This window comes from Pseudomonas sp. C321 (assembly GCF_055407105.1).
Map to the genome: position 1 here is coordinate 601253 of NZ_JBUZRB010000004.1, position 26993 is coordinate 628245.

Below are 26993 nucleotides of genomic sequence, written 5' to 3' on the forward strand. Positions count from 1 at the left end.
AACCCAGGGCGATTCAATACGCCCTACTCGTCGAGGCGGGTGAAAGCTTTGATCTTGACTCTTGAAGGAGCAAGGGGACACCTTATGATGGTTGCGCCATACCTCCCAGATCATGACAATGCTAGACATCACAGAGCGCACGGAAGGCAGCATGGAGCAGCAGTATCAACTGGGACATGGGCTATGTCGGTCACTAAAGCGACGGACTCATGGTTTTTCCCGGCGTCTGCATGCGGTCGCAGAGCGGTGTCTTGCGCTTGGCCGCACGCAGCAATTCGGTAATGCAGCCAGTCTTCAGGCTTCCCAAGCTAATAGTGCATATTTCACATCAATCGAGACTTATCTCTAACGAGCAAACCCCTCTTGGCTCTGCTCTCTATCTGCGTCAACTCGGCGGCGTTGTCGACGAACAGCCCGTCACTTGTGGGTAAGTCTGGCAAACCAGCATAATTTTGTTTTTGGGCTCAAAGCCATGATCAATCATGCAGCGTTGCACTTCTGCAGTGTGCCCGATGCTGGCGACGTCCAGATTCGACCCAAGTGGTTTCGCATAGCCGCACGCATACATCACTGGCAGGGCTTCACTATCATTGGCTACCTCGAATGAGAAATGGAGTGATGCTCCCGCTTTACGCCATGAGACCTGCATACGTTCATCCCGACCAGAATTAGGTTTGATTGGGTGAAATGCTTCATCTTCTACAAACGGCAACGCTTCGAGCTGCGACAAACTGAGCGGACGACCCTGCCTTTCTTCGACGCAGGCTGGCATATTCTTCATTATTTCACAGTATTCAAAGCCGTCTTTACGGGTAAAACCGAGGCGCTGCATACACTGAAAGTGAATTATCTGTTCGTTTATTGGGAAATGGTTTTGTGGCCCTGCCACAGGGTCGCCACATTCTGCCATTGCGGCTCTTACACCATCTACAGAGGTCGAAGTACGTTGCCATCGGGTGAATTCCGGTGATGGGGGGCAGCCGGTGAGTAAAAGTACCGATGAGATCAGGACTGGGATGGTAATGATCTGAGATTTGCTGAACATATTTTGTCCTTAATTTATGTCAGGCCACCCTAATGGTGTCCAACTCTTCGGGGCGAACAATCCCACCACATGCCCCCTACAGTACGAGCTGTTACCTGGGCGGTCTCAGGTATGCCGGGTGTCAAAACTGGTGGTTGATCTAAGCGATGTCCGTTCTTAATGAAATCTGATAAGCGCTATTCATGGAAAGGCTTAGCAACGCTGCAGTTGCCTTCCATCAACATCGACAGACTACAGGACGTATGGCACGGGTTGATCATTCATCGCCGTCTGACACCCTTGCGAGCGGCTCAATCAATTCTGGGCCCTGATTACGAACACTGCCCACAGCCTTGCTTACCTTGTACCAATGAAAATCGGTAGCAGGCCGGCAGTGTTCCATCGCGGTTTCCGATCATGGATATCTACCATCCCTTGATCGCTGGCGGCGGTGATTATGACGAAGCCGTCGCGAGGGTCTGGCTCCAGGCCCTGGTGAACCTCAGCTAAACCAGCGAAGAACATCGGAGCCTGCTCCTTCAGGGTTATGAAGTAGGGCTGCTTTTTCTTTGGATCAGCCGGATCTTTGACCCACTCAAACCACCTGTTTGCCGGTGCAAGCACGCGACCGTTTGGCCAGAGCCGACTAAAGAATTTCCCGCTCATGACTGTTTCAACCCTAGCGTTTATCGGATCAGGACGCTTTCCTTTCGCCCAAAATGGCGACCATCCCCACTTCACCTTATCAATGCTCAGCTTTTCGTCTAAGGGCCGAATAATTTCCACGCGGGTCGAGGGTGCGAAGTTGTATCGCTCCACTGGCCAAAGATCGTAGCCGTTGATCACAAGCTGCTCTGGCGCGAGCTCCTTCAGATAGTGATCCATCGATTCGTAGATCGACCAGCGTCCGCACATGCTGTCACCCGTCGAATAGTGATGCTTATGAGATTGACCGCAAGCGAAGCAAATCGTTAACTGTATATACGTACAGTCTACCACTCTAAGGCTTGCATCATGAGCGTCACCATCCTCGGCCCACTCGCTACTGGCGGTAAGAAGCTGCCCCTTTATTCATCCAAGGTGCCGGCGGGCTTCCCCTCCCCTGCGGCTGATCACATCGAAAAGCACATCTCCCTTGATGAGCTGTTCGATATTCGAGCCCCGCACGTGTACCTGGTGAAGATCGACGGAGACAGTATGCAGGGCGCAGGTATCTATTCCGGGGATCTGGTAGTTGTTGATCGAAGTGTAGATCCGGTCAGTGGGGATATTGTCATCGCAGCTCTTAACTCCGAGCCATTCTGCAAACGCCTGCATTTGCGCGATAACGCCGTGATCCTCCTGTCCGAAAATCCAAAATATCCAGCAAGGCATGTGATGGAAGGCGACGAGCTTGTGATCTGGGGAGTGGTGAAATACAGCGTCCGCGATCATGACAACACTTGAGCCAGTCTTCGCCCTGATTGACTGCAACAGCTTTTACGCAAGCTGCGAGCGAGTGTTCAGACCCGACCTGGCAAAGACACCCATCGTGGTGCTGTCCAACAACGACGGCTGTGTAATTGCGCGCAGCTACGACGCCAAGCCTTTCGTGAAGATGGGCCAGCCGTACTTCCAGATCAAAGACCATCTACGCCGGCATGGGATCGTGGCCTTCAGCAGTAATTACGCTCTGTACGGCGACATGAGCGAACGCGTCATGACGATTATCGAATCGATAGTGCCAGCGCTGGAGGTCTACAGCATTGATGAGGCGTTCGCCGATCTCACTGGCATCCCTGGCGATCTGTCTGCGTTCGGTCGGCACTTGCGTTCCACCCTCCTCAAGCGCACCGGCATTCCAGTGGGGGTAGGAATTGCCCGCACCAAGACTCTAGCCAAGCTCGCCAACTATACCGCCAAAAGGCTGCTGGATATCACCGGTGGTGTGGTCGATCTCTGCGATCCGTTCAAACGGGATTGGACGCTGCGCAACACTGATGTCGGTGAGGTTTGGGGCGTTGGCAAGCGAATGAAGGCACACCTGGAGGCGATGGGGATCAGGACGGCAATGGATTTAGCGAAAGCCGATGCCTGGATGCTTCGCCAAAAATTCAGTGTTGTGATTGAGAAGACCGCTCGAGAGCTCGCCGGCACTCCATGTCTCGAATTAGGTGAGGCTGACCCACCGAAACAGGAAATCTGCTGTAGTCGGATGTTCGGAACACGCCTCACCGACATAGAACCCATCAAGGAGGCGGTGGCTACTTACACCCAGCGCGCTGCGGAAAAGCTCCGAGCGCAAAACTCGCTGTGCAAGAAGATCCGCGTGAGCATTCGGACGGGTATGTTCAATCCCGATGAAGCAAAATATGCGAACGGCGCACTCGTCGACCTACCCTACCCGACAAACGATGTTCGACTCATGACCAAGGCCGTGACCGAAGCGGTCAACCGCCTCTTCCGCCCGGGCTACAAATACAGCAAGGCGGAGGTTCTGCTGATGGATCTGCGCCAGCCTGGAGAGTTCACCGATGATCTGTTCGCGCATTCGCAACCCGTGATGGCTGATAAGGTAATGAGCGTCCTGGATGAGATCAATGGCCGCTGGGGAAAGGGGGTTCTACGAGTTGCGAGTGTTCCGGTGGCGCCAGGTTGGGCGATGCGTCGAGAGTTGATGAGTCAGAGCTATACGACCAAGGTAGATCAGTTGTGGACGGTCAAGGCTAGGTAACGAGCAGGCAAGCTAACGGTACTCTACGTCAGCGGGGGCGATTCAAACGAAGCAATTGAATAAGATTAAAAAAGATAGCGTCGATGTTGAGATGGGGTCGTTAGCACGGACAGGGAAGCTGCCTCCTGGTCGACCAGCTCGATCCGGGCGGTGCAGAAAGCTGCAGAGGCAAATCGTCTAAACAGTGCGGGAGTGCCCGTGGCCGAGATATGGGAGGCATTGGGGCTGTCGAAAACTACTGTTCGTAGGTATTTGAAAACAACCAAGTCCGAACAGCCGTGATTTTTGAATGACCAGCACCCGACTGAAAATGTCAGAGGAGGGACTGCTGTGGAAGACTGCTCTGGAACACCTAGGCCCCATTGGCCTCCATCAAGTGGTGGTCGAACTATGGACAAAATCCCGGCCACCCGCCCGCACAACTGTCGAGTACCTGGACAGCGACTATGTTGGCGATGATGTGCTGAATATTGATGTTCCCAATAAGTCCTATTCAGACAAACGGATTCGAATCTGTTTTTCAATCTCGATGATCGCAAAGAGCGCCACGCCAACCCCAATGATCAGTAGGCCATCAAGGAAGGGGATCGCTTCAGTGGCAAACACCTTTTGCAGCGGCGGTGCATACGTGATGGCGAACTGAGCTATGGTAACCACTGCGACGGTCATCCACACAACTTTGGTGCCACGAATGCCCTTCCAGGTAAGCGATGTGCTGTAGAGATTACGAATGAAGAACAGATGGAATATTTCCATTACCACTAACGTGTTGACCGCGATGGTTCGGGCCAACTCCACCGAGTAGCCTCGGTCGAGCGCATACGAAAAAATACCGTAAACGCCGCAGAGAAACAGAATAGAAACAAGCACGATATGCCAGACTAAAGCGCCGCTTATCAGTGGATCTTTGCGCGAACGGGGCGGTCTGCGCATGGTGTTTTCTTCGGTGGGCTCGAATGCCAATGCGATGCCGAGCGTCACTGCGGTTATCAGATTAATCCACAGAATCTGTATCGGCGTCACCGGTAGTGTAAGGCCGAGTAGCAGGGCCACGATGATGGTCATGGTCTCGCCCGCGCTGGTAGGCAGCGTCCAGCTCAACACTTTCTTGATGTTGTCGTAGACTGTCCGACCTTCGCGCACTGCAGCCACGATGGACGCGAAGTTGTCATCGGCCAGCACCAGGTCTGCGGCTTCCTTGGCGGCCTCACTGCCTTTTCCACCCATGGCGATACCGGCATCGGCACGCTTTAGCGCTGGTGCGTCGTTAACGCCATCGCCGGTCATTGCCACTGTCATGCCATTCGATTGCAGCAGCATTACCAGCCTGAGTTTATGTTCGGGGCTGGTGCGAGCAAAGATATTGACGTCCTTTACCGCCTCCATGAGGACGGCATCGTTCATGGCGTCTAGGTCTGCGCCGGTCAGCACCTTGTCAGGATGTTGCAGGCCAATCTGACGACCGATAGCGGCGGCGGTGCCGCCGTGATCGCCAGTGATCATTTTTACGACAATGCCCGCCGCTTGGCAATGCTGAACGGCCTTTATCGTCTCGGGTCTAGGCGGGTCAATCAGCCCGACCATCCCCAGTAAGATTAACTTCCCTTGCACGTCCCCAAACTCCAACACGGTGTGCTCGGGCGGAACTGATCTAACTGCAAACGCCAATACACGCTGCCCCTTGGTAGCAATGGCATTTGCCTGGGCGTGCCAGTAGTACGCGTCGAGCGGTTCAGTCATGCCGGCGTTTACGAACTGCTGCGTGCTCATGGCCAGTATTTGCTCTGGCGCGCCTTTTACATAGATAGAGGCATGGCGATCATGGTTGTGATGGAGGGTCGCCATAAAGCGGTGTTTCGCGTCAAACGGAATGGCATCGGTGCGGGGCCAGGCCCGATGCTCTTCATCGCTATCGATTCCGGTCTTTCCGGAAAATGCCAGCAAGGCACCCTCCATCGGGTCTCCCTCTACCTTCCATAAGTCTTCATGCAAGCGCAGCACAGCATCGTTGCACAGGCCAGCTGCTCGCCCCATTTCTGCCAACACAGGGTAAGTCGATATGTCGACTAGCTGATCTGCAAGGATGATGCTGCCCGCTGGCTGATAACCTGCGCCATCGACCGTGAAGATGAGATCGTTCGTGACTACCGATGCCACCATCATTTCGTTGCGAGTCAGTGTGCCAGTCTTGTCAGTGCAGATGACGGATACCGAGCCTAGCGTTTCGATGGCAGGCAGGCGGCGCACGATGGCGTTGCGGCGAGCCATTGCCCGAACTCCGACAGCCAGCGTGATAGTAAGGACGGCGGGCAGCCCTTCAGGTATCGCCGCTACTGACATCCCGACCACGACCATGAAGATATCGGTGAACTCGTAGTGCCCGACATAATGGCCGAACACGAGTAAAAGTCCGCCGACTAACAAGATCAAGATCGTCAGCCAGCGCGCAAATACGTTCATTTGCTGCACCAGCGGAGTGGTCAGCGTTTCTACTCCAGCAAGCAGCGTACTGATGCGTCCGATTTCAGCTGCTGCTGCGGTAGCAACTACAACCCCAGTTGCTTGTCCGCTAGTCACGAGCGTACCGCTGAACGCCATGCAAGTACGATCACCCATGGCGGCTCCAAGACTCACTGGTTCGGTATGTTTTTCTACTGGTACGGATTCACCGGTGAGAATTGCTTCTTGAATTTGTAGTCTGTTCGCGTGCAGCAGACGTAAATCAGCAGGTACTTTGTCTCCGGCCTCCAGCAATACAATATCGCCCGGCACTAGCTCCTCGCCTACAACACTCAAGCGTTCGCCTGCGCGAATCACAGCGGCGTGCGGTGCCAGCATCTGCCGGATAGCGTCCATGGATTTTTCCGCTTTGCCTTCCTGGACGTAACCAATGATCGCGTTGGTAATTACCACCGCCAGAATCACTACCGTATCCCACAGATGTAGCAGCATCGCGGTAATCGCAGCAGATCCTAGAAGCACATAAATCAGAATGTTGTGAAACTGCAGCAAAAATCGCAGCCACGCAGGTCGCCGTGCGGCTTCTGGCAGGCGATTGAAACCAGTGCGGTCAAGCCGGGTTTGAACCTCGGCGGCCTCCAGTCCGACATGCTCATTGACTTTAAGTAGGTTCGTTACCTGCTCTGCAGGCATGGTATGCCAGGCCACGGAATGTGTGGGAGTTGGTGTTTGCTCAGTTGCTGCGTCGACCACCTGCTTCATCAATGAGTATCTCCTTGTGCGCACAGCTCAACTGAAGCGGGCTGAGGTGGTCACGAGCGGGCGGGGTTATACCTGAATGCTGAAAAGTCGTTGATTGCTCTTACATTCGGTCGGTTTTCTAGATGACACGACCCTATATATTCATGCAACCAACAGCCTGATGATTATTGACTTAAATCAAATTATTGGCCGTCGATAGTGTGACTAGATATTTTATCTGTGCAAACTATGCTTCGACTTAGGCCTCTTTTGATTTATGACGTCAGTGTTTTAATATTTTTAGCAAATTTGACCTATTAATAAGTTGGCATGCAGTTGCCGCAATACTTCGATAAATCATTATGTTACAGCCTGCATACTGGTTGCCCCCAAAACAAGAATCCAACCATACTGAGCTCCCTAGCTTGATTGAGCACTGCTATCGACCGGTGTCTCGTCCAGCGCCTCTGGTGCTCTTGGCCGCTCGGTGATCACGCTGAAGTCACTCACCTCAACGGAACCCAACCCGTAGCCCGTCAGGTGGAACGAGAGCGCCTTACGCGGCAGCGGATTGTCGAAACTGAAGTCCTCTCCAGTGACTGATCGGCAGTGACGATCATTTCTGCAGGTAGGCCCAGTTGGGCATCCTGTTCCAGCTCCTTGGCCTTGAGCAGTATGTAGGCGGTCTGTTGTGAATCTACCGAGCGTACGGTCAGACGCACGCGAGTGTGTGAGCCTTTGGGCATTTCCAGATGCTGCGCGCCAATAAAATTCTGGTATGCCTCATTCCCCATATTGGTAGGCTTTACTGTTCTAGTGCTTGCCCTGAATATGGCTGACCAAGTAGTTCCGCTATATCTTCAAAGCTTTGAAGGCATCGAGCTGAGTCAGCAAGCGAGATCCTCCCAAAAACCGAATCACAAATCCGAATCAAGTCTATGGAAGGTTTTGGTGAGACTGCTACACAAATCACCTCACCATAGCCAGCAGGATAATCCTCCCCCAAGGGCATACGGAGTGACCGCACTAAAACGTGACGAGGTGCATCGAATGTTCAAACGAAAGCTATTGCTTGCTGTGGGGTTGGTGATTTGTGGTGTCGCGCAGACAGCCGAAGGGTGCAGTGCATACGTGGAGCCTGAAAACGCTGGATAAGGCTGGAGTCTCGACCGGAGGGCTCTACAGCAAGTCTTTCCAAGCCCCGCACAGTTGCCTAAATACACTTGCGGCTATTACTCCAGGTTTGACGAGGATCAGAACGGCTCATCCACACAGGGACTAGACTCAGGGCGCGCTATCAATCCTGATCGTTGGGCATAACGACTATCAGGTAAGCGCATTAATCAGTGTGCTGGTAATGCTCTGATTAGTAAAAAGGCTCAATGGTACTCGTGTGTACGAGTTCGGACTGTCGAATCGATAGGGAATTACTCATGCAGTTTCTTGAGAACGCACCACGCTTTCTGTTTTTTACTGGCAAAGGCGGTGTTGGCAAAACGTCGATTGCCTGCGCTACAGCGCTGCAGCTGACGGCTCAAGGCAAACGCGTCCTGCTGGTGAGTACCGACCCAGCGTCCAACGTTGGACAAGTGTTTGGCATCAGTATTGGCAACAACATCACTCCTGTACCTGCCGTTGCTAATTTGTCAGCGCTTGAAATTGATCCCCAGGCCGCAGCTCAGGCCTACCGAGACCGCATTGTCGGGCCTGCGCGAGGCGTGTTGGACGCCGATGTGGTCAAAGGCATGGAAGAACAGTTGTCCGGAGCCTGTACAACAGAAATTGCATCCTTTGATGAGTTCACCGGGCTTCTCGTGGGCTCCAGGCACACTGACTGCTTTGACCACATCATCTTTGATACAGCCCCGACCGGTCACACCATTCGCCTGCTCCAACTACCTGGAGCCTGGAGTGGTTTCCTAGAGGCCGGCCAGGGTGATGCCTCATGCTTGGGGCCATTGGCTGGTCTCGATAAACAGCGCGATCAATATCGTAAGGCCGTTGAAGCCCTGTCCGATCCTGCACGTACTCGGCTCGTCCTGGTTGCTCGGGCCCAAACGGCCACACTGCGTGAAGCCGCACGCACCCACGAAGAGCTCGCGGGTATTGGCCTGAGCAAGCAATACCTGGTGGTCAACGGAGTGTTGCCCAGCACTGAGGCCGAGAAAGACCCTTTAGCCGCAGCAGTATATGCACGGGAGCAGGCGGCTCTTACCGGGATGCCGGACGAGCTCAAGGCGCTGCCCTTTGATCAGCTTCCCCTCAAAGCCTTCAATCTAGTCGGCGTTGAAGCACTGAAACAGTTACTGAGTGAAGATAGTCAAGCAGTTGAAGGGATTGAATCTGCAGCGGTCGATATTCATGCACCAAGCTTGAGTGATTTGGTCGATGAAATTGCCGCTGATGGTCATGGACTGATTATGGTCATGGGTAAAGGTGGGGTCGGCAAAACAACACTCGCTGCGGCGGTGGCAGTCGAGTTGGCACACAGAGGGCTGCCGGTTCACCTCACCACCTCCGATCCAGCGGCTCATCTGGCAGAAACGCTGGATGGGGCAATGACGAACCTGACCCTCAGCCGCATTGATCCTCACGTTGAAACTCAGCGCTATCGTGATCAAGTGATGGCCTCTAAAGGCGCAAAACTGGACGAGCAGGGAAAAGCGCTTTTGGCAGAGGATCTTCGCTCGCCCTGCACTGAAGAAATCGCAGTTTTTCAGGCCTTCTCACGCGTTATTCGGGAGGCTGGCAAGAAGTTTGTGGTTATGGACACAGCGCCGACCGGGCATACCCTTTTGTTGCTTGATGCCACGGGTGCCTATCACCGCGACATAGCTCGGCAGATGGCAGGCAGCAATACCCGCTTCAGTACGCCAATGATGCAGCTTCAAGACCCAAAACAAACCAAGGTTTTGCTGGTTACATTGGCCGAGACGACTCCGGTACTTGAAGCTACCAATCTGGAAACCGATCTACGCCGCGCAGGCATTGAACCCTGGGCATGGGTGATCAACAACAGCATTGCGGCCTCCAGGACTCAATCACCATTACTTCGTAAGCGAGCGCGAAATGAACTCAAAGAAATTGAGCATGTGGCCAGTGAGCACGCCCAACGCTATGCCGTGATTCCCTTGATGGCTGAGGAGCCTGTTGGGGTAGAACGCTTGCTCCGACTAAGCGAGAGACAGAGCTGACAAACCAGAGGTGAGCGATTCGATGGTTGCACTCCGAAAGACTGGGCAGGCGTGATTTTCTTTGTGTGTGAGTATCCACGCGCCATGGAGCGTGGATACTCTCGGTGATGTGTTCGATTACATTGAGATGTTCTACAACCCCAAACGCCGTCATGGTGAATCGCCCCGGGTTCTTTAGACACCCTGTAAACTTCAATGCGCTGTAGCGGCCCCAGGTGTCATCGAATGAATCTCGAACCACGCTTCTCAAATAGGCATTTTCCGTGGTTGGATTTTCCAGGCACACCTCAATGGTGGGGCTGGGCTCCGCATCGTTTTCGGCAATAAACGCTGTAGCGCGACGCTCTACCTCGATCACCTCCCGGATAATCCGGAGCATTAAGCACTGAAAATTGGGATAGCCACTTTTCCAGCAAAATGTTTGCAGCCCAACGTCTACTCAGTCATAAACGTACTGCCATGCAGAAAGGTATTGCGCTCTTCTGGCGTGGTCAGCGGGAACTCGGCGAAGTGAGAATGATTGAATTGCTTCAGCCATAACGTCTTGGCCGCTTGATCCTCTACAGGTCGCCCATCTAATGCTCCCGGTGGAGCCTCCTTGGGGACGGCATGAATCGTACCGACCCGCGAGCGCAGGTTGGCTGTGCACAGTTCCACGATCAGCCCGGTAATGCCCTTTTTCATCAGTTGCTTCAATACCCTGAGCTTATCGACCGCCGCAAAGTTGGTCGTTTTCAACAAGGTGTTGTAATGCGGCTTGAAGTAGTTGATTAGCCCGGCCTCTGCCAGCGCGACAACCTCCTTGCGATCGAGCTTGACGCGGGTGAGACGGTCGAAATGGGTCGTATCCTGTTGCACGGATGCCTGTGCCTGAAGATTGAAATCGCCGCCGTTACTGGGATGGATGGAGAGCGGCGGCGTTTATGGTTATCGCAAAATCCATGACGATCTGCGTGAAGTCGGTGAAAATTGTGATCGGCATCGGGTCGCCAGGTTGATGCGTCTTGAAGGTCTGCGCTCTCAGACAGGGTGGCATGGAACATTACTCAGATAAATTAGCAACTGACGATTCAATCGCGACATAATGCGTCTGATCGAAAAAATCGTCAGCGCTGCCAATACCAAGGCCCAGAGCAAATTGCCGTATCTTCGGCGCTGGGTCTGGCAAATCTCGCCTGGCGCCCTTCCTTCAGGCCTGAGAAACGCAACGTGAGATCAAAGCCACACCCGCTATATGCCGCATGGATTTTCTTGATTCTGTCGGTATCTTGCGGTGCATTTGCCAATAGCGACGCCCTGCAGATCCACGCACGGCAACCCCTGGAAGGGCTGAAGATATCGCTCGATTCCGAGTCGAAAGCCTGGTTGCGAAACAAGCGGTCTCTGGTAGTCGGTGTGCCCGCCGAGAACTATCCGCCCTACCGCATCATTACCGGGCGCAATGAACTGGAAGGCATCGGCGCCGATTACCTGCGCGCCTTGGAGCGCGAGTTGGCGATTCCGGTGATAGTCCAGCGGTTTGGCTCGACGGACGCGGCATACCAGGCGTTGCGCGAAGGCCAGGTCGATATGGTAGATGGCGCAACAGCAAGCTCAGCCAAACACAATCAAGTGAGTTTGAGCCCGCCCTATGCCGTCAGCCAGTTGGCGTTGTTTGCCGAGTCCGGTGAACTGCGCGACTACGATATTAAAACAGGCAATACGCGCATCGCGACTGCTGACGAGCCGCTTCTTGAACTGTACCTCCAGGCTGGAGGACAGGGAACGATCAATCGCTATTCCACCCCTCTCGCGGCCATTGCGTCGGTATTGAACGGCCAGTCGCAAGTCTACCTGGGCGACACCTTTTCCACCCGATACTTTTTGGGGCAACTGTTCAGCAATCAGTTGGTTATCAATCAAAGTGTCGGCTTGCCGAAAATTCGGGTGGGCTTCGCGTTCAAAACAAGCGACAGAATGCTCGGCCATGTCCTTGATCAAACATTAGGTAGTCTCAGGCGCTGTAACCTTGTCAGCGCCATGCGGGTTTGGGGGGACACCGAGGGGTGCGACAGCGGCAACTTTCGCGACCGCCTCAGTAAACCCGAACGTGCCTGGCTCGATCAAGCAGGTCCGGTGAAACTGGCCATCAGTGAAGACCTGGCCCCTTTCACCTTTTTTGACAACAGGGGCCGGTTCAATGGAATTGCCTCCGAGCTTCTGGAGATTGTCCGACGTAAGACCGGCATTCATTTCGAGATCAATCGCGTCAGCTCTGTTAGCGATGTCGAGGCCTTACTAAGCGAAGAAAAGGCGGACCTTAGCGTTCTGACTCATGTCAGCCCGAACCATGACCGTTATCTGTTTACCCGACCGTTCGTGACAATTCCCTATGTGATTGTGACCCGGCGCGATGAAAATTCACTGACATCACTGAGCCCGCAGACCGACGCCACTTTGGCCATTGCAAAGGGCCATATGCCGCCCGACGCGCTCACCCGCAAATACCCTCACCTTCACCTCGTCGAGCCTGCAACAACGGCTGAAGCGCTCAAATTGGTGCGCGATGGCGACGCAGACTTTTCACTCGCGCCTGCCAACCTTGCACGCTACTACCTGTCCTACAAATATGAGAACAGCCTGAAGATCAGCGGTATTTTCCCGGATAATGAGGCGCAGATAGCGTTTGTTGCGTCAGCAAAAGAACCGCTGCTCATATCGATCCTCGACAAGGCGCTGGCGGAAATCACTCCTGCGCAATACATGCAAATTACCGGTCGCTGGCGAGCCAATGCTGCAACTGATGACAGGCGCTGGGAAGGAATAGCCTCCGGTATATGGAACACCCTGGGAGCGCTGTGCCTGCTGCTCGCCATTGCGGCTCTGCTTATCTTTATCCTGCGGCGGCGCATCATTCGCAAGCAGCACGACCTGCTGCAGCGGCAACTCATTCTTGATGAACTACAAATTGCAAAGGACTCTGCAGAAAAGGCCAGCCGAAGCAAGACCGTGTTTTTGGCAACCATGAGCCACGAAATCCGCACTCCTTTGAACGCGATCATCGGCATGCTGGAGCTGGTACTAACCCGCAAGACCGACGCCGAACTCAATACCCAGTCTGTGCATATCGCCTACGAATCGGCACATAACCTGCTGGGACTAATCGGCGACATCCTCGACATCTCACGCATAGAATCCGGCAAGCTGACCCTACGACCGGAGATTCATAGCCTCAAGGAATTGATCGAATCGGTGGCCAATGTGTTTGCCGGCCTGGCACGCCAAAAACAACTCAGCATCCGGCTTGAACTGGATGAAACAGCCAACCAGCGAGTGTGGATCGATGGTCTGAAGTTCAAGCAGATCATGTCCAATCTCTTAAGCAATGCGATCAAGTTCACTGAGAAAGGGGGCATTGTCATCAGTTGCAAAGGCACCCGTGACGACGAGAATTTCGTTCAGCTTCGTATAGGCGTGGCCGACAGCGGCAAAGGCATTGCTCAATCTCAAATTGATAAGGTCTTCACACCCTTCTTCGAACTGGACAGCGCGGTTAACAATCCCAACACCGGAGCCGGTCTTGGCCTGTCCATCAGCAAGGTGTTAAGCCAGTTGATGAAAGCCAGCCTCGACGTCGAAAGCGAAGTCGGGGTCGGCACATCAATGATCTTCAATGGCGCCTTCCAATGCGTAAGCGCGGGCAGCACAGAGATCGACGCGGTCCGACAACAGACGTCAACAGTGCCTATTGATTTGCCACTGAACATCTTGATCGTGGAAGACCACCTGCCGAGCCAGTTCCTGCTGGAGCAACAGATCACGTACCTGGGGCACCATGCGATCATCGCCAACAATGGTGTCGAAGGCCTGGCGCTATGGTGGGCACAGGACATCGACATTGTATTGACCGACTGCAACATGCCCGAAATCAGCGGTTATGAAATGACCCGCACCATCCGTGACTTGGAAACCCACCTTGGCATTGTGCCTTGCACCATCATCGGACTTACCGCCGACGCTCAACGCGAAGTGCTTGATCAATGCCTGACGTCGGGCATGGACGAAGCCCTCGCCAAACCTATTGATCTTGCCGGGTTGAACCGGTTTATTCCGACGCTCGATAACGGCGAAAAAAAACGAGCGCAATCTCCCAGCAACCTTGCGCACGAAGTAAAACTGGAGATAGCGGAACACGTGATCGCCAGCAACAATCAGGAATTGCTGGCCTTGGAAAAAGCGCTGGATCTGCTTGATCTCCGCTCACTCGCCCGTATCGCTCACAGACTCAAAGGCACCGCCTACGTACTTAATTCGCAAAGTTTGCTGCAACTGTGCTCGACTTTGGAGGATCTGACTGAGAGCGTTGACGAACCTGAAAAGATAGAGCGGGCAGTAACCGAATTGGTCCAGGCACTCAATGACATCAGCCTGTCGCTGCAACCAGTGTGATCATCTGTGCGAAATCAATACTCCGGCTTGCCTGAGTGCGCTCGCTGGCCGTTGTGACGCCCACTACGGCCCTCAAGCCATGGAGATATCACGCAGGCTATCCACCAAAGCCGCCTGTGCATTTTCGAGTAACCTGGCGGACTCAAAGACATGCGCCGGCACAATGACCGATGCATGACCGGCCAGTTCCAACGCCTCGCAACAGGTAATTACAGCTTGATCGGCCACGATCCGCGCTGCCCCCTTGATGCGGTGGGCGAGATCGACCAGAGCGAATGTCTCATGCTGGGCGAGCAACACTTTCAACTCGGCCAGGTCTCGCTCGCAACTGAGCAATGCTTCATGGATCAACACATGGGTTGCTTCAGGATCGCCGCCAGTCAACTCACACAAACGCTCAGTGATCGAGCGCTGATCAGCGCGGACTTCCAGCTCAACCTGCGGGGTATATTCGCCTGCCAATGGCACTTGCAACCGCGACAAAAGAGCTGACAGCGTGCTCAGGCCCATAGGTTTGAACAAACAATCGTCCATCCCCGCCGCCAGGCATTTAGCCTTTTCCTCTGGCTGAGCGTTGGCGGTCAAACCCACTACCAGACAATGTCCCTTCTTGCGTTCTACTTCTTCCTTACGTATTTGCCGAGCCAATTCATAGCCATTCATCACCGGCATGTTGCAATCGGTAATAAGGACATCGAAATGCCCAAAACGCCATAGGTTCAGTGCAACAGCGCCGTCCTCGGCAGCGACGGCCGACTGCCCTAGATACGTCAACTGCTGAACCAGAAGCAAGCGGTTCGCTGGCTGGTCATCCACCACGAGCACCTTCATGGCGTGCACGCAATTAAGCTGAGGAACAGGCTGCGGAGCCTTTTCCGTAATCGCTTCAAGTTTGTTGAACAACAACGAGACCTCAAGCCGCGACCCCTGGCCCGGGACACTGCTGATCTGCAGGCTACCGCCCATTAATTCACACAGTGAGCGGGAGATCACCAATCCCAAACCCGTGCCACCTCTGGAAGACGCACCATGGTCAGCCTGCGAGAAAGGCTGGAACAACCGCTGCATATCTTCAGCGCTGATACCAATTCCAGTGTCTTCGACTTTAAGGAACACCTGGAGTCGCTCATCAATTACGTGCTGTCCGGTGATAGACACCCGTACTTCGCCGGAATCAGTGAACTTGATCGCATTGCCCAATAAATTGGAAAGAATCTGCTGGAAGCGCATCGGATCAACCAGAACCTCACAGCCGACACTCGCATCAATATCAAGCTTCATCATGAGGTTCTTTTGCCTGGCCAAGCCGTCAAAGGCCCGGGCAACGGACTCGACCAGTTCCCGTAAATTTGCCCTCCTGGGTGACAGGCTGACGTGGCCGGACTCAATTCGGACCACATCCAGAATATCGCCAATCAGTTCAAGCATGCCTTTGGCCGAGTCGTAGGCCACCTCAATCGCCGACGTGTCGAAATCACCTTGTTCGGTCCGTTTCAACGCGAGTTCAAGCATGCCGATAACGGCGCTCATGGGGGTGCGAATTTCATGGCTCATGGTCGCCAGAAACGTTGTTTTTGCCCGGCTGGAGTCATCGGCCAATTGCTTGGCAGAACGCAACTCCTCGATGAGCTCGCGCCGCTCACTAATATCGATCCAGCCGCAAATGACGCCCTGCACTTGCCCGCCAGTGTCGTGAAAGGGCTGAATCCAATGGTAAATAATCAATTGGGTGTTGCCCACGTGCAGTGTGCGATCGACTTCGTAAGGCGCATCCTCTTGCATGACTTGCATATAGCCATCATGGAATTGCAGTGCTTCCTCACGATTATGCTTGCCGCTTTGCAGCGCTGTTTTTCCGATAACATCCTTAAGGCTGACAGAGAACGTTTTCAGGTAATTATCATTACAAGACAACAGTCGGCCTTGGCGATCACGCACGTAGATCGGATGGGGGGTGCCGTTTATCAAAGCCTCCATGAACTTCAACTGGTCACTCAAGGCCAACTCGGCCCGCCTGCGTTCTCGAATTTGTCGACGAATATAAAGATTCCAGAGCAGCGAGCAAAAAATGAACAGGAACGCCGCTGCACCAATCTGATAAATAAGCGTTTTGTAGTTTCTCCATGACATCCCCTGAAACGCCGCAACAGGCCGCCAGCGATTGAGCACTACGCTGAGTTCATCCGGTGGAATACTCAGGAGCGCCTTGTCGATTATTGAAATCAGTTCGGTATCGGCACGACGGGCCGCAAAGGTCATGGCCCCATGCTCCCCCTCCAGAATATTGGTGACCCGCAACCTGTCCCCGTAGAGATGTTGAAGGTAGTAGCGGGCCGCCTGGAGAGTGACGAAGGTCGCATCCGCTCTGCCGTCGGCAACCATCGCCAGCGATTCGAGGAAAGTAGGTGAGTCAAGCACCTCGATGTCAGGATAGGTGCTCAGTAATCCACGCTCGGCCGCCATTGGCGGCACTGCGACCCTTTTGCCACGCAGCGCCACAAGGCTCGAGGGCGCCCCTTTTTCATCGCGCGCAACGATCACAAATGAACTGAAAATAAAGGGCTTGCTGAAACGCAGGTCGGACTCGCCTTCACTCGTGGGTGCGGCAATGGTCAGGTCCGCCGCCCCCTGAAACAGAGACCTGCTTAGATTGGCAAAACTGTCGGTACGTATGGCTTCGAATCGGAGCCCTGTGCGCCGATGAATCAACTCAAGCAGCTCCGAACTCATGCCGCTGAAGTGCCCATCGGCATTAAAGAAGGCAAAGGGCGCCAGGTCGTCATTGACCACAAAACGTGCCACCGGATGACGCTCGATCCAGCGCTGCTCGTTAGCCGTCAGGTCAACCTTTCCGGTTGATAACATGGCCCCACCTCCGGACCAACGCTTGACGATTTCCTCCAGGCCGGCCTTGCCGATAGCACTGATGGTGGTGTTCAGGATGCTTTTCAGCGGATCATTGCCGCGCCGGACAGCGAAACCTAAACCGCTACTTTGCAGATCTATGAACCGCTCCAGACGGACATAGTTGAAGTAGCTCATATTGATCAGATAGTTACTTGAGACTCCGTCGCCGAGATAACCATCCACGTCACCGAATGCGAGTGCTGCCAGCGCCAAGTCGCGTGAGGCGTATGGAACGAAAAGGGTATCGGGATAGTGAGCTGTCAGCCGGGCCTGCGGCAGATAATCATTGGCAATGGCAATGCGTTTGCCCGCCAAATTGGTCGGCAACGATTGTTGTTCCGCGCTGCGCACAAACAAAGCAGGATGGTCGTCCACATAAGGCGTGCTCAACACCGTATTGCCGCCGGCGACTTCGAAACCGTTGGCACTGCCCACCATATCGATTTCACCATGCGTCAATGCCGAGAGCGCACTGCGCCGATCAACAAAGCGCCGTATCGTTATGCCGACGTGAAGTGATTGAGCGAGATAACACGCAACATCGCCCGTGATCCCTTCTAAATACGAGCTCCCGGCCGTCATCTCGAAAGGCGGGTAATTGGGTTGCGCGACGCCCAACACTAATACACGTTTTTGTCTCAGCCAACCCCAGTCCTTATCGGAAAGCGGGACTTGCACATTCGCGCACTGGCTCCGCTCCAACAACCGGAGCGACCCGTCTGCGGTGGCAGACTGTGCCCGATCCACATAGAAAAGCAGCAAGGCCAGGATGACCAATACACCTCGTTTCATGCAACGGACAGCGTTAGGAGGTGTTACGACCAGCCTCATCAAGACTCCTTCAACTAGAAATGGGAGACGCTTACTGCTCGTCAAGGTTGTGTTGCAACTTGAACAGTTCAACGTCTGTGCGTATGCCGAGCTTTCTGAACGCAGACTGCTTTTGTCCACTGATGGTTTTTCTGCTGCGCATGAACTTCTGCGCAATCTGCGAGACCTGCATGCCATCCAGGCAGCAGCGCAGCACCTCACGCTCCTTCGGCGAAAGCGCTGCATTGTTGGCCAGCACCGAGTCGCCGACCGGGTCGCCGTCGATAGAGGTCTTCTGCTCTTGGCCCGTCACCGGTTTCTTGTCCAATTCAAAGGCCATCTGTGAAGACAAATACAACTGTCCCGACGCCACGGTACGGATGGCCACGGTCAGATCATCAACCGGTTGGGATTTACCGAGGAAGCCATTGGCGCCGGCGCCAATGGCTAAATTGACGATGGCCGGCTTTTCCGCCGAAGAAAAAATCAGAATAAGCAGTTGCGGGTATTGTTTGCGCAGGAGCCGGATGAGATTCAGGCCGTCAAGCTCGTCATCATGTAATTGATAATCGAGGACCAACAGATCGACGTTCATCTCGCGCAGCGCCGATATCAAATCCGCGCTGCCGCAGAACACGCCCACCACCGAGAGATCCGCCTCTCGGGTCAGGCGCGCATGTAAGGCCAGGCGAATCAGCGAATGATCATCCAGCACGGCAACGCGTAACGGAGTGACAACGGACCACTGCATTCTTTTTCCTCCAGCACAGTAATGTTCGGACTTTTCAACAAAAGCCGTAGGAAAATTCTGAGTGATAAAGCGGACAATGGATATAGGCCATTGTCTCAAAACGCGATGAAGCGATAAGGCATCCAGTGCAGGAGCGAGTGCTCCTGCACTGGACCCAAAGGCCGCTTTCAGCCCTCCGATCAATACAACCCGACGACCTTCCTGCCCTCCATGCTGTACTTCTGCCACTCCAGCAGTACAACGTCATACGGAAGATAGACGCTTATCCGATCGCTAGTCTTGAGCTCTCCAAAGGCAGGTTTGTCCCCCAGCCACATTCCTACGGTGATACCGAGTACCGCACCATCCGAACCATACACCGGGCCTCCAGACATGCCGATGACGATGGGCGCGTCATTGATGGCATAGGGCGTTGAATCGGCCTTGCCGGGCATCACCATGCGCATGCCTTTGGCCACGCCATGCCCCTGCATGGTCACCATCAACGGGCTGAACCCGACCGCTGTCACCGCTTCACCTTTGACAAAGTTGCGCCAAACAGGAATCACCCCTTCAGCCTTGTGCTTGATAAACACCAGATCGCAGCCGGAACTGCAGGTATACACAACGTTCGATAACATCGGGATATGTTTGACCGTCACCGCATACTCGTCATTCCACTGCACGGCAGTGCCTTGGAAAAGGTAAGGCACGGGGAAGCCGGAATTGATGATAAAGCGCCCCTGATAATCGTTATCCGCGGAAATGGGGTGTGGCAGACCGTTGCAACCGACCAGTATCAATGTACAAACAAAAGCGACGAAAAACCTCATAAACACCCCCTCTTACCGCTCCGGAAAGTCACGGCGGGTGGCAAGCCCCATCGCCGTGAGCAGCAGCCTCCTGATGAAGCGCTGCACAACCTGAGCCTAGAGCAGCATTAGCCGTTTACCAGGGGGGGAACTAAAATTTCAGCGTCGTTTCACGGCATAGCCGATCAAGGGTTTGCATTGCGCCAAATCGATGGATCGCCCTCAAATTTCCAGACCATCAGTTGTGCCTCGCTCATCGGCCGGGCATACAAATATCCTTGCCCCAGCTGACAATCCAGGTCGACCAGGCAATGTAATTGCTCAACGGTTTCTATGCCTTCGGCAATCACTCGCATATTCAGCGCTCGGGCCAGGCCCAGGACGCCATTGATCACAGCGATAGAACGTTTCTGCTGAATATTGCGAATGAAACCGGCGTCCAGTTTCACTTCATTGAATGGCATCTGACACAACCGCTCAAGCGACGAATAACCCACACCAAAGTCATCAATAGACAAGTCACATCCCAGCATGCGTAAACGCACCATGCTGGTCATGCACACCCCTGGCGCCTGCAGCAGGCCGGTTTCCGTCAATTCGAAAACCACCTCTCGGGGCGAGGCGCCGTGCATGCTAAACGCTGCCTGTAGTTGGTCGACGAAGTGCACACAGGAAAGCTGGGCAACGTCCAGATTGAACGCCAGCTTGAAGGGCTTGCCTCGAGACTGCATGAACCGCTGCAAACGCAGCCCTTGATCAAGCAGATTGAAAAATATCTCGTTAAGTAGACCGTATTGTTCGACGGCGGGAAGAAATGCCGCCGGCAATAAAAGCCGGCTCTCGGCACGCTGCCATCTGACCAACACCTCCGCGCCCTGTATCTCGCCCGACTGCAGATGAAACTTGGGCTGAAACCAGGCACAGAACTCTTTCCGGGCGATGCCTTGACGTATCTCCCTCTCGCTGGGTTGCTGCACAGGCAGAGCAGGTTGAACCGTGCGTTTCTGTTCAGACAAGAGATAGGTTTTCAGCAAAGGTTCGAGCAGCGACGCCAGTGCTGGCTTGCCAATGTTGCCCAGCAACTCCAGCCCGTCCAGCGTGACAATGCGTTCGACGGTGTGCAGCAGATCCTCGGGTAAGGCACTGCTGATAATCACCGCCCGGACCAGACCCGCTTCGCGAGCCTGGCGCAGGAATGTCAAACCGTCCATGCCCACCATATGCAAGTCGCAGAGCGCGATGTCGACACTCCCTTGATGTTGCAACAGCGCCAGCGCCGTCTGTCCGTCGGAGGCCTCCAGGACGTCGAGGCAACCCATCCTGAGCAGTGTTTTTACAGCAACAGAGCGCTGAAAATCATGATCTTCAAGTACCAGTAGACGCAGTCTGTTCACGGCGAATTTCTCTGCTGTTTGAATTTTCGATTGCCGCCTGACCGGCATTCAACCCTTGGCACACCGGGCCGCATCGCTGTCGATAGTGCGTCAGCACCTTTTCCAGCGCCTTGCTACACATCGGCTGCTGAAAAAAATGCACCAAAGGCACCTCATGCTCACGCGCCCAATCAAAAACTTTACGTCTCTGACCAAACCTCATATCCCCGACGACCAGCAAACTGTCGACGCTCGAGTGTCGGGCAAACTCCAGCACGAAATCCCGATCCTTGGCGTCGAAACGGAAATCATCGTGAACAAGCCAATCAACATGCCCTACCCGGGCCAAAGCCCGTGCCACCTCCTGAACGGTTGCACACAGGTTCAGATGAAAGACCCCTCGCTCATTCAGCAGCGCGCTGTAGTTCAGCAAAGTCCCTGGCTGAACACAAAAAACCAGGACTCGTAGTGGCTTGGGTATCGCGCACTCAATACACCCGCTCATTACTCGGCTCCTGCCAGCCAGCCCGACAATGACCCGGCCCCGGCATACTGGCGCAGAATCGCCTGGTAGCCATCGAAGCGCTGGGTCACTTCGGCGACCCGGTTACTGTAGTGATCGTTTTCGGCAGTCAACACATCCAGCAGGGTCCGCTTGCCCAGGTGATACCACTGCTCATAGAACGCCAGGCGAATGCGCTCGGATTCCACCGTCAGATCACGATAGAGGTCGGCACGTTCAAGCAAGGTGCGCGCATCATGATCGGCAGTGCGCACCCGATACTCCAGATCGAGTCGCTGCTCTTCGGTCCGTTGCCGGCTGGCTTCGGCTCGCTGCAATGCGGCACGCTCGGAGGCCCGAGTGGAACCGCCGCGAAACGCTGCCCAACTGACCGACAGCGTCGTTTGCCAGGGTTGCTCCCGGCCCAGCGCATCATCGGCGGTGGTTTTGCTGATGACCCAGTTCAACTGCGGCAAAGAAGATGAGCGCACCACCTGCGCCTCCATTTCTGCCGACTGTGTTTGCGCCTTGCCCAGATGAATCGTCGGGTGATCGCCGACTTTGGACAGCAACGCGTCGAGGTTCGCCGGGGGGATATTCCATTCAGCGCTGTGCGGGATCATCACTGGCCGCTCGCCGATGCGCTTGCGCAAATTGATTTCGGCGTCACGCGCCCGACTTTCGGCCGAGTCAAGCGCCGCATTGGCCTGCAACAGTCGCGCCTTGGCCTGGGTCAACTCGCTGACCCGGCCTTTATCCACGGCCACAATGCCGGCCAGCATCTTGACCAGATCATCCATGCGTTGCACAAACTGCTGGCTGATCTCGATGATCATGCGCTGCTTGCCCAACTCGACCATGTTGGTCGTGACCTCATAGGCCGAACTTTCCAGTTCGGCTTCGATGCTGGAACTGGCAGCATTCGACAGGTACTTGCGGCTTTCGATGGATTTGCGAATCCGCCCCCAGTCGTAAACCGGTGTCGTCACGTTGAGGTTGACCCCGCCACTGCCTCCCGTGTCATTGTTTGAGCCTGAGCCAAATCGCGCTGTCTTGGACTGCGTGCCGAGATCTATCTGAGGCAAACGCTGCCCCTTGGCCTGATCGATATCCGCCACTGACGCTTCATAGTCGGCCTGTGCTCGTTGCACCTGCGGGCTGCGCTCGGCAGCGGTTTGTACCGCCCGGTAAAACATTTCGCGCAACTCTGTTTCTGTTGCGCCGGCGACCTTGCGCGCCCGACCTGCCCGTTGCGATGACAGGGTTTCAGTCGCCAACACCGAGGCGCCCGGTAACGCAGGTTCAGCCCTTGTGGCTGCCACAGGCACTGCCATCGGAATCGACACGGTGCCCGCCTTGGAGGTGACCTCGACTTTGGTGAATTTCAGCTCTGCGGCTTGCTCCTGTTTGACGGCCGCGGTCACTGGAGGCGTGGGCGTGGGCATGGGCGCCGTTGCCACAGGCGCTTGCAGAGCAACTTCCGGCACCCTGGTAAATTCCAGCAGCTCTGCCTGCACTGGCATCGAACACAGCATGGCTGACCACAGCACCGTTACCGGCCAAGCGCCAGATGAAGGAATAAATCGCGCACACGGGGACACGGCAATACGATCAGGCCATGACCGGGACTGGTAGTTTTTTTTCATGGTTATCGTTCCCGGAAAGCCTCACGTGCCTTGAGCACGGGTTTGAGCAAGTAATCAAGAATGGTTTTTTCGCCCGTCCGGATTTCCACCGAGGCAATCATCCCCGGGATGATGGGCAGTTTCTTGTCGCCGGCGCTCAGTTCACTGCTTTCGGTCAGAACCAATACCCGGTAATAGGTATCGTCGGAACGTCCGGAGGCAGCCTTCTGATCGTCTTTGAGGGTGTCCGGGCTAATGTGCTCCACCCGTCCTTTAAGACCGCCATAAATGGCATAGTCATAGGCCGTGATTTTTATCGTTGCAGGCAAACCTGGGTGTAAAAAGGCGACATCGGAAGGTCTGATCTTGCCTTCGACCAGCAACTGTTCCTCAAGCGGCACGATCTCCAGAATATGCTCGCCCGGCTGAATGACCCCGCCAATGGTATTGACCCGCACGTTCTTCACCGTCCCGCGTACCGGTGCCGTGATGGTGGTGCGGTCCACCACGTCAGCGCGGCCCACCAGGTTCTCACTGATCTGCGACAGCTCAAGCTCAAGCCTGGTCAGCTCAGCGTTGGCATCGGTCTGGAAGCGGTTGACGCGTTCAACGATCTGCGACTTGATCTCGTTGGCCTGGCGCTGAATGCGCAACAGCTCGACCTCGGACATCAAACCCTTGGCGGCCAGCGGCTGTGCCAGGCGGATTTCCCGGTTCGACAGGGCATAACTGCGCTCGAGGCCGTTTACACTCTCGTCCAGCGCGCGTTTACGCGCGACATACGCTCGGGTTTCCTGGGCGATGACCGCAGGATCCTGCTTGACGATTTCGTCGAAAACCAGAGGTTGCTGATAGGCCTCGGATCGCAAGCGAGTAATGGTCGCCTTGAGGCCGATCACTTTGGACAGCGCTTCGCGGTAGCTTGACTGGGCGCGGGTAGGGTCGATGCGCAGCAAGACCTGGCCCTTTTCCACCACCGCGCCTTCGCGCACCTCCATTTCCGCCAGAATCCCGCCTTCCAGGCTCTGAATGACTTGCTCGCGACTCAGGGAAATGATCTTCGCTTCGCCCCGAGTGATTTCTTCGACACGGGCAAAGTGAGCCCACACCAGACCTGCCACGAGCAAGGCGCCAATCAGGTAAAGCATCAACTTCGAACCGGACGAGGTCTGGGTCAATAATGACTCTTGCACGTCGTTCATAAAGGCAGCATCACCAGGCGCCAGAGGCGGTGTCGCCGATGCCCTGCGGCGAAAAATTTTACCGATCATTGAGCTGCTTCCTCGGATGCTTCCGTTACCTGCACTGCGTCGCCATGGGTGACATCGTTATTGGCCGCCCTGCGTACCGGGGCGGACTCACCTGGCTCGGACGCATCAGGTTTATTGGGCTTGTTACCCGCCAACGCCGCCAGGACTTGTGCCTTCGGGCCATCGGCGACAACCTTGCCGTCATCCACCACCACAATGCGTTCGACCAATGCCAGCAGGGAGGGACGATGGGTGACCACCACCAGCGTCTGGCCCTGGGTTGCGCGCTTTAGGTGCTGTAGAAAAATCGCTTCGGTCTGGCTGTCCATTGCACTGGTAGGCTCATCCAGCAGCAGCACTCCGGGACGGGCAAGCAGGCTGCGCGCCAGCGATACCAACTGGCGTTGCCCACCGGACAAGCCTTCGCCCATTTCACCGATAGGCAGGTTGATACCCCGTGGGTGTCGGGCGGCCATGTGGTCGAGGCCGGTCAAGCGCAGCACCCGCAGAAATTCGTCAGCCGTCGCTTGCGGGCGGCCGATCATCACGTTGTCGCGCAACGAGCCGTAGAACAGCCGCGCGTCCTGGCCGACATACCCGACCATCTTGCGCCAGTCCGCCGGGTCGATTTGATTGACGTCCAGTCCATCGCTGAACATCTGCCCGGAGACCGGTGCATAGAGGCGGGCCATGATCCGTAGCAAGGTCGACTTGCCGCTGCCGATCCGACCCAGAATGGCCACCCTCTCCCCTGCCTGGATGTTCAGATTGATTGCCTGCAAAACCGGTGGATTGGGCTGCATGGGCGGCGCGGGATAGGCAAAGCCGACATCCTTGAGGCTCAGTTGCCCGGTCAGCGTGGGTTTGGCCAGGTACTCACGGCTGGCATCACGGTCAACCGGCATGGCCATCAAATTGCTCAGCGACGTGAGCGCTGCCTTGGCCTGCTGAAAACGCACCGCCAGGCCCACCACCTGCCCCAGCGGAGCCGTGGCGCGTCCGGCCAGCATCACCGTGGCAATCATTGCGCCCATGGTCAGCTCACCCGCATCGATCAGGTACACCCCACTGATCACCAACGCCACCGTTTGCAGCTGCTGGAAAAAAGTCACGGTGCCGGTCGCAAGGCTCGACAGCTGGCGTGACTTCATCGCGGTGGCGGCGGCCAATCCACTGAAAGCTTCCCAGCGACGCTGCATGTAGGCTTCGCCACTGACCGCCTTGAGTGCCTCCAGGCCTTCGACCGTCTCGATCAATACACCTTGCTTGAGCGACGACTCACGCAAGTTTTCCTGCATGGTGCGGGCGAGCGGCCACTGAATTATCACGCTGATAATCACGATCAGGGGAATCAGCATCAGGGGTATCCAGCCCAGCGGCCCGCCAATGACAAAGATCACGCCGACGAACATCAGGACAAACGGCAGGTCGGAGATCGCGGCCAGGGTCGCTGAGGTCGCGAAGTCGCGCACCGATTCGAACTCGCGCAACTGGTTGGCGAATGAGCCCGATGAGGCCGGCTTGTGTTCCATGCGAATCGACAGCGCCTGACGAAACAGCATCGCCCCCAGCACCAGGTCGGCTTTCTTGCCGGCCATGTCCAGCAGGTGAGCCCGGACATACCGCGCAATCGCCTCGAAGACCATGGCCACCGTCACGCCGATCCCCAGCGACCACAAAGTCACGAACGCCTGGTTCGGCACGACGCGGTCATACACGTTCATGGTGAAAAAGATGCTGGCCAGGGCGAGTACGTTGATCAGCACTGCGCCTATCGCCGCACTGCGGTAGTACTGGCGGTACCGCCACAATGTACTCAGCAGCCAGTGACCGCTCGACTGTGGAAGTTGCTCCCCGGCGCGGGCATCGATCTTGGCCTTGGGCTTGAGCAAAATGGCGTGGCCGGCGTACAGCTCGTCCATCTCGGCCTGCCCGATTTCCACGGCATCCAGGCTGACTTCGGGCAGGATCAAGTGGTAAACGAAACAGGGCTTGCCCTCGCTATCCGCCTCTACGCGGCGCCCGACCAGCACTGCACCGCCCTGCTCCTTGCGCAGCACAATCATCGGCATCAGTTGCAGGGGCAACGCCTGAGGCCGTCGCTCAACCAGCCCCGCCGAAAACCCGGCACCGGCCAGTGCTGCCAGTGCCAGCGAAGGAACCAACAGCCCGCCCTTCGGCAGGCCAGCGGTCAAGGCTTCCTGTGTTTTACCCAGGTCATAGTAATCACAGACCCAGGACACACTCTCCAACAACGAGTCCTGGATACTGGGCCGGGGCGCAGGTAAAACCGGTGCCTCCATGCTCGAAGTGACAGGCATGTCAGTAGCCATCAAAAAGGTCCTGGTGAGCAAGCGCACGCCATAGGGCGGGCCGCTGAAGATGAAGTTCGCAAAGCGTTCACGCGAAAGGCGCGACGGTGTG

At 55.4% G+C, this 26993-nt stretch carries 17 protein-coding genes and 3 pseudogenes; 7 read left to right on the forward strand and 13 right to left on the reverse strand.

All coding sequences use genetic code 11. The features are described 5' to 3' along the window. Nucleotides 1-385: 385 nt before the first annotated feature. Nucleotides 386-1045 carry a hypothetical protein gene (locus ACZRJ6_RS15580; protein WP_463968450.1) on the reverse strand — a complete coding sequence of 220 codons (660 nt, stop codon included), beginning with the start codon at nt 1043-1045 and terminating at the stop codon, nt 386-388. 256 nt (nt 1046-1301) lie between these two features. Beyond that, a pseudogene (locus ACZRJ6_RS15585) lies at nt 1302-1939 on the reverse strand (SOS response-associated peptidase). A gap of 99 nt (nt 1940-2038) precedes the next feature. Here ACZRJ6_RS15585 and ACZRJ6_RS15590 point away from each other — a divergent pair. From ACZRJ6_RS15590 to ACZRJ6_RS15600, 3 genes are all read left to right on the forward strand, one after another. After that, nucleotides 2039-2470: a LexA family protein gene (locus tag ACZRJ6_RS15590; RefSeq protein ID WP_463968449.1), complete on the forward strand. Its 432-nt coding sequence runs from the start codon at nt 2039-2041 to the stop codon at nt 2468-2470. Further along, entirely contained in the window at nt 2457-3737 is a 1281-nt protein-coding gene (umuC, locus tag ACZRJ6_RS15595; RefSeq protein WP_463968448.1) for a translesion error-prone DNA polymerase V subunit UmuC, read from the forward strand. Before ACZRJ6_RS15590 ends, umuC begins: the two co-directional genes overlap by 14 nt. Nucleotides 3738-3935: 198 nt before the next feature. Continuing rightward, a complete protein-coding gene (locus tag ACZRJ6_RS15600; RefSeq protein ID WP_463993545.1) occupies nt 3936-4019 on the forward strand; it encodes a hypothetical protein in 84 nt (27 codons plus the stop codon). A gap of 207 nt (nt 4020-4226) precedes the next feature. Here the strand turns inward: ACZRJ6_RS15600 and ACZRJ6_RS15605 are convergent, their stop codons facing one another. Both ACZRJ6_RS15605 and ACZRJ6_RS15610 read right to left on the reverse strand, forming a co-directional pair. After that, complete coding sequence (locus ACZRJ6_RS15605) at nt 4227-6959, reverse strand: cation-transporting P-type ATPase (protein WP_463968446.1); 2733 nt, start codon at nt 6957-6959, stop codon at nt 4227-4229. A gap of 399 nt (nt 6960-7358) precedes the next feature. Continuing rightward, nucleotides 7359-7711, reverse strand: a pseudogene (locus tag ACZRJ6_RS15610) (LTA synthase family protein); the annotation flags it as partial. A gap of 660 nt (nt 7712-8371) precedes the next feature. Here ACZRJ6_RS15610 and arsA point away from each other — a divergent pair. Continuing rightward, nucleotides 8372-10132, forward strand: a complete 1761-nt coding sequence (arsA, locus tag ACZRJ6_RS15615) for an arsenical pump-driving ATPase (RefSeq protein WP_463968445.1) — start codon at nt 8372-8374, stop codon at nt 10130-10132. A gap of 109 nt (nt 10133-10241) precedes the next feature. Next, nucleotides 10242-10310, forward strand: coding sequence for an IS3 family transposase (locus tag ACZRJ6_RS15620; protein WP_463993546.1), 69 nt, complete (start codon nt 10242-10244; stop codon nt 10308-10310). 257 nt (nt 10311-10567) lie between these two features. Here the strand turns inward: ACZRJ6_RS15620 and ACZRJ6_RS15625 are convergent, their stop codons facing one another. After that, nucleotides 10568-10990: a hypothetical protein gene (locus ACZRJ6_RS15625; protein ID WP_463968444.1), complete on the reverse strand. Its 423-nt coding sequence runs from the start codon at nt 10988-10990 to the stop codon at nt 10568-10570. A gap of 43 nt (nt 10991-11033) precedes the next feature. On the opposite strand from ACZRJ6_RS15625, the pseudogene ACZRJ6_RS15630 reads away from it, so the two are divergent. Further along, a pseudogene (locus ACZRJ6_RS15630) lies at nt 11034-11165 on the forward strand (IS3 family transposase); the annotation flags it as partial. A gap of 218 nt (nt 11166-11383) precedes the next feature. Next, complete coding sequence (locus ACZRJ6_RS15635) at nt 11384-14560, forward strand: transporter substrate-binding domain-containing protein (protein ID WP_463968443.1); 3177 nt, start codon at nt 11384-11386, stop codon at nt 14558-14560. 72 nt (nt 14561-14632) lie between these two features. On the opposite strand, the gene ACZRJ6_RS15640 is transcribed toward ACZRJ6_RS15635, so the two are convergent. The 8 genes from ACZRJ6_RS15640 to ACZRJ6_RS15675 form a co-directional block, all read right to left on the reverse strand. Further along, entirely contained in the window at nt 14633-18298 is a 3666-nt protein-coding gene (locus tag ACZRJ6_RS15640) for an ATP-binding protein (RefSeq protein WP_463968442.1), read from the reverse strand. 31 nt (nt 18299-18329) lie between these two features. Further along, entirely contained in the window at nt 18330-19028 is a 699-nt protein-coding gene (locus ACZRJ6_RS15645; RefSeq protein ID WP_463968441.1) for a response regulator, read from the reverse strand. A 179-nt stretch (nt 19029-19207) separates the two neighbouring features. Beyond that, nucleotides 19208-19840, reverse strand: a complete 633-nt coding sequence (locus tag ACZRJ6_RS15650) for a serine protease (RefSeq protein ID WP_463968440.1) — start codon at nt 19838-19840, stop codon at nt 19208-19210. Between the two features lie 164 nt (nt 19841-20004). After that, nucleotides 20005-21213: an EAL domain-containing response regulator gene (locus ACZRJ6_RS15655; protein ID WP_463968439.1), complete on the reverse strand. Its 1209-nt coding sequence runs from the start codon at nt 21211-21213 to the stop codon at nt 20005-20007. Next, nucleotides 21185-21697, reverse strand: a complete 513-nt coding sequence (locus tag ACZRJ6_RS15660; protein WP_463968438.1) for a hypothetical protein — start codon at nt 21695-21697, stop codon at nt 21185-21187. Before ACZRJ6_RS15660 ends, ACZRJ6_RS15655 begins: the two co-directional genes overlap by 29 nt. After that, nucleotides 21697-23340 (reverse strand): TolC family protein, encoded by a 1644-nt coding sequence (locus tag ACZRJ6_RS15665; RefSeq protein ID WP_463968437.1) that lies wholly within the window; start codon nt 23338-23340, stop codon nt 21697-21699. The genes ACZRJ6_RS15660 and ACZRJ6_RS15665 overlap by 1 nt, the downstream gene beginning before the upstream one ends. A gap of 2 nt (nt 23341-23342) precedes the next feature. Beyond that, a complete protein-coding gene (locus tag ACZRJ6_RS15670) occupies nt 23343-24590 on the reverse strand; it encodes an HlyD family type I secretion periplasmic adaptor subunit (RefSeq protein ID WP_463968436.1) in 1248 nt (415 codons plus the stop codon). Next, a complete protein-coding gene (locus ACZRJ6_RS15675) occupies nt 24587-26902 on the reverse strand; it encodes a type I secretion system permease/ATPase (protein WP_463968435.1) in 2316 nt (771 codons plus the stop codon). Before ACZRJ6_RS15675 ends, ACZRJ6_RS15670 begins: the two co-directional genes overlap by 4 nt. Between the last annotated feature and the right edge of the window lie 91 nt (nt 26903-26993).

Coding starts and splice junctions, on each gene's coding strand:
- umuC (WP_463968448.1), top strand. CDS start 2,457: ATGACAACACTTGAGCCAGTCTTCGCCCTGATTGACTGCAACAGCTTT.
- ACZRJ6_RS15640 (WP_463968442.1), bottom strand. CDS start 18,298: ATGAGGCTGGTCGTAACACCTCCTAACGCTGTCCGTTGCATGAAACGA.
- ACZRJ6_RS15590 (WP_463968449.1), top strand. CDS start 2,039: ATGAGCGTCACCATCCTCGGCCCACTCGCTACTGGCGGTAAGAAGCTG.
- ACZRJ6_RS15605 (WP_463968446.1), bottom strand. CDS start 6,959: ATGAAGCAGGTGGTCGACGCAGCAACTGAGCAAACACCAACTCCCACA.
- ACZRJ6_RS15580 (WP_463968450.1), bottom strand. CDS start 1,045: ATGTTCAGCAAATCTCAGATCATTACCATCCCAGTCCTGATCTCATCG.
- ACZRJ6_RS15645 (WP_463968441.1), bottom strand. CDS start 19,028: ATGCAGTGGTCCGTTGTCACTCCGTTACGCGTTGCCGTGCTGGATGAT.
- ACZRJ6_RS15670 (WP_463968436.1), bottom strand. CDS start 24,590: ATGATCGGTAAAATTTTTCGCCGCAGGGCATCGGCGACACCGCCTCTG.
- ACZRJ6_RS15675 (WP_463968435.1), bottom strand. CDS start 26,902: ATGGCTACTGACATGCCTGTCACTTCGAGCATGGAGGCACCGGTTTTA.
- ACZRJ6_RS15665 (WP_463968437.1), bottom strand. CDS start 23,340: ATGAAAAAAAACTACCAGTCCCGGTCATGGCCTGATCGTATTGCCGTG.
- arsA (WP_463968445.1), top strand. CDS start 8,372: ATGCAGTTTCTTGAGAACGCACCACGCTTTCTGTTTTTTACTGGCAAA.
- ACZRJ6_RS15650 (WP_463968440.1), bottom strand. CDS start 19,840: ATGAGGTTTTTCGTCGCTTTTGTTTGTACATTGATACTGGTCGGTTGC.
- ACZRJ6_RS15660 (WP_463968438.1), bottom strand. CDS start 21,697: ATGAGCGGGTGTATTGAGTGCGCGATACCCAAGCCACTACGAGTCCTG.